The sequence below is a fragment of the Pseudomonas sp. ok272 genome, from assembly GCF_900109995.1.
In the GTDB taxonomy this organism is placed as follows: domain Bacteria; phylum Pseudomonadota; class Gammaproteobacteria; order Pseudomonadales; family Pseudomonadaceae; genus Aquipseudomonas.
This window is the reverse complement of record NZ_FOCB01000040.1, coordinates 1-2,990: the sequence shown is the minus strand read 5'-3', so window position 1 is coordinate 2,990 and position 2,990 is coordinate 1. Positions and strand designations below refer to the sequence as shown.

Sequence of the window (2,990 nt, the reverse complement as noted above, 5' to 3'; positions counted from 1 at the left end):
GTGTTGATGGTGATACCACGAGCCTTTTCTTCTGGAGCGCTGTCGATCTTATCGAAAGCAACAGCAGCAGAACCGAAAACTTCGGAGCAGACGCGAGTCAGAGCAGCAGTCAGCGTGGTTTTACCGTGGTCAACGTGACCAATGGTACCAACGTTGACGTGCGGCAGAGAACGATCAAACTTTTCCTTAGCCATCGAAATCACCCCTAGAAGAAAAATTGAGCAAACTAAACAAGCCATTAAAACAAAGGCAGATATTCACATATCTGCCTTGTTATATTGGAGCTCTTGAGCGGATTTGAACCGCTGACCTCACCCTTACCAAGGGTGTGCTCTACCAACTGAGCTACAAGAGCGAAACATCTCGCACAACCTGAAAACTTGGAGCGGGTAGCGGGAATCGAACCCGCATCATCAGCTTGGAAGGCTGAGGTTCTACCACTAAACTATACCCGCGTAAGCTTGCAGCTCACGCTAAAATCTGGTGGAGGGGGAAGGATTCGAACCTTCGAAGTCGTAGACGTCAGATTTACAGTCTGATCCCTTTGGCCGCTCGGGAACCCCTCCTAAGCGAGCTGGCATTCTATCTCATGCCAGCCTTCTGTCAAGCATTTTCTCATTAAAAACCTGAGGTTAGCTGCGTTGACGTCGCTTCGCACTGCTGAACCCTAAAGCTCTTCACTGCGAAGCGGGCGCCATTCTATGCAACCTATTGAGCAGTTGCAACCCCCTCACAGCGTATTATTTTGTGTTTTAACTCATTGAATTCTTTAGCAAGGTTCTGCAGCACGGATTCATTGACCAACTGCCGACTTTCCGGCGCGACTCGTACCCAATACCCAGCCGAATCTGCGAGCGCAGTAGAAAGCGGCTGAACACCAACACCAAGAGCGACCAGACGCACCTCAAATGCTTTCGCAGTTTCCTGGCGCGCAAAGCCCCCCAGGTAAAGACAATCTTCATCCGCTGCGGGCAGCTTCACTTTGTCGCGCGCTGCAGGCGCCTCAGGGGTTTCACTCAGCAAGCGCAATCCCTGTTGCGAACCTCGATACAAGCTCAATGGCGTGACATCTTTTGCACGCATAGGCGCCTCTTGCTGATGCCAGACATAATAAAAACCATTGAGCACAAGCAGTAACAGGAACAACCAACGCATAAAGACCTCAAGACAATGGACACGCCATGGCCAAACCAACAAATACAAGATCCGGCACCACCCGCGCATCCGGCACTACACCAGCAACCAGGCTAGCATCACCACCTGTGAGAAAGACCGTAAAGTCCTGCCCCCAATAGCCGCGAGCCAACTCCAACTGCGTCAGCACAAAGCCCCTGAGCATTAACGCGCATCCCCGCTCCACAGCCTCAACTGTATTACGCCCCGGCAGGGAGCTCTCAAGTGCCCTGGATGCGGAAAAGTCGTCGTATCGGATACGCCGCGTATGCGTGCGCAACTGGTTGCGCATCAGGGGCATCCCGGGACAAATAAACCCTCCAAGGTGCTCGCCGTCCGCCGCGATAAAGTCCGCCGTCAACGCAGTGCCAAAGTCCAGAACCAAGCACGCACCTGAAGCAAGATGATGAGCGCCAAGCATCGCCAGCCAACGATCCAGCCCCAGACGTTGAAAATCTTCGTATCCATTATGTACACCCGACATCTCGCGGGCCGGGACCGCACACAAAACCGTAACACCAAATGTATCAGCGACCATTGATACCAGCGCTGCCGTCTCTTCATTGGTTCTAACGCTGACCAGGCGACCCCGCTTGAGATCCAAACCTACGCATCCGCGTAACTTTTCCATCAGAGCCAGATCGGAATCAACAACCCCTTCAGCAAACAAACGAATAGCGTCGGCATGCAGTACACGCCATTTTATAAAACTATTCCCGCAATCGAGCTCAAGAATCATCACGCAGCCTCAGGCTCAGCTCACCACCACTAAAAACTCTTTCCACACCATCAACACTTAAGCGCAACGCACCTTGCCTATCGATTCCCAAGACCTGGCCATCTATACGGCTAACGCCAGCAATCAACGAAACCGATCGCTCCTGCCACAGATGCCCCCGCTCCCACTCCTCCTGAAACACTGAGAACCCAAGGTCTTCATGGCGCCCCAGGTATGTCCGTAGAACGCCATTTAAGTGGGCAACTAGAAGATTGCGATCGAACACCCTACCCACCTGAAGACGCATAGACGTCCATTGCTGATCAACCTCATCAGCGAGTTGCATATTGACGTTAATACCGACACCCAGCACTACGTGACAGACATCAGCCGGATCTCCAACCAACTCCAGCAAGATGCCGGCGATTTTTTTCTCACCAACAAGCACATCATTTGGCCACTTCAGCCCAGCACCGGCAATGCCCATGTCTCGCAAGGTCTGCATCACGGCAAGACCAACAACCAAGCTGAGCCCTTCAAGCTGTCGCATACCACCATCGATACGCAACACCAGGCTGTAATAGACGTTTTCAGCAAACGGACTCACCCACTTTCGCCCGCGGCGGCCACGACCTGCTGTTTGCCGCTCTGCAAGCACAAGAAATGGCGCGACAACTGCGCGATCAACAGAGCGCAGCGCCTCAGCATTCGTAGAGTCTAGCGAATCAAAAACATACACAGGCCAATCACAAGCTGGCGCCGCCCCCTCAATCGCGACAGCATCGAGCAGCGTAAGGGGTGAGCTCAGTTGGTACCCGCGACCACGCACCTTATGAATCTCAAGACCCAACTCCGCCTCGAGCTGCTGGAGCTGCTTCCAAATAGCACTACGACTGACCCCCAACGCTACGCCCAGGGCCTGCCCAGAGTGAAACCGTCCATCTTTCAGAAGCTTTAACAACGTCAGCATGCAAGTATCGCCTCACAATGAGGCCCGCATGATATCCATGCCCCGAGCCGTTGCATAGAAATCGTGAATCAACTTTTTCGCCGGCAAAAACAAAACCCCAACTGCTTTCGCAATTGGGGTTTCGGAATT

The 2,990-nt window shown here is 53.0% G+C and carries 4 protein-coding genes and 3 tRNA genes; all 7 read right to left on the bottom strand.

What is annotated here, in order from left to right:
• The coding region (locus BMW74_RS24355; RefSeq protein WP_256562664.1) for a GTP-binding protein at nucleotides 1-194 on the bottom strand (194 nt) is incomplete at its 3' end.
• A gap of 85 nt (nucleotides 195-279) precedes the next feature.
• A tRNA-Thr gene (locus BMW74_RS24350) sits at nucleotides 280-355 on the bottom strand.
• Between the two features lie 26 nt (nucleotides 356-381).
• Nucleotides 382-455, bottom strand: a tRNA-Gly gene (locus BMW74_RS24345).
• Between the two features lie 26 nt (nucleotides 456-481).
• Nucleotides 482-566, bottom strand: a tRNA-Tyr gene (locus BMW74_RS24340).
• 142 nt (nucleotides 567-708) lie between these two features.
• Entirely contained in the window at nucleotides 709-1,155 is a 447-nt protein-coding gene (locus BMW74_RS24335; RefSeq protein ID WP_093426643.1) for a hypothetical protein, read from the bottom strand.
• A gap of 7 nt (nucleotides 1,156-1,162) precedes the next feature.
• Nucleotides 1,163-1,912 (bottom strand): pantothenate kinase, encoded by a 750-nt coding sequence (locus BMW74_RS24330; protein ID WP_093426642.1) that lies wholly within the window; start codon nucleotides 1,910-1,912, stop codon nucleotides 1,163-1,165.
• On the bottom strand, nucleotides 1,902-2,861 hold the full coding sequence (gene birA / locus BMW74_RS24325) for a bifunctional biotin--[acetyl-CoA-carboxylase] ligase/biotin operon repressor BirA (RefSeq protein ID WP_093426641.1): 960 nt from the start codon (nucleotides 2,859-2,861) through the stop codon (nucleotides 1,902-1,904). The genes BMW74_RS24330 and birA overlap by 11 nt, the downstream gene beginning before the upstream one ends.
• Nucleotides 2,862-2,990: the final 129 nt, after the last annotated feature.

Excerpts from the sequence above, each read along its gene's own strand:
- BMW74_RS24335 (WP_093426643.1), bottom strand. The coding sequence starts at position 1,155 with ATGCGTTGGTTGTTCCTGTTACTGCTTGTGCTCAATGGTTTTTATTAT.
- BMW74_RS24330 (WP_093426642.1), bottom strand. The coding sequence starts at position 1,912 with ATGATTCTTGAGCTCGATTGCGGGAATAGTTTTATAAAATGGCGTGTA.
- birA (WP_093426641.1), bottom strand. The coding sequence starts at position 2,861 with ATGCTGACGTTGTTAAAGCTTCTGAAAGATGGACGGTTTCACTCTGGG.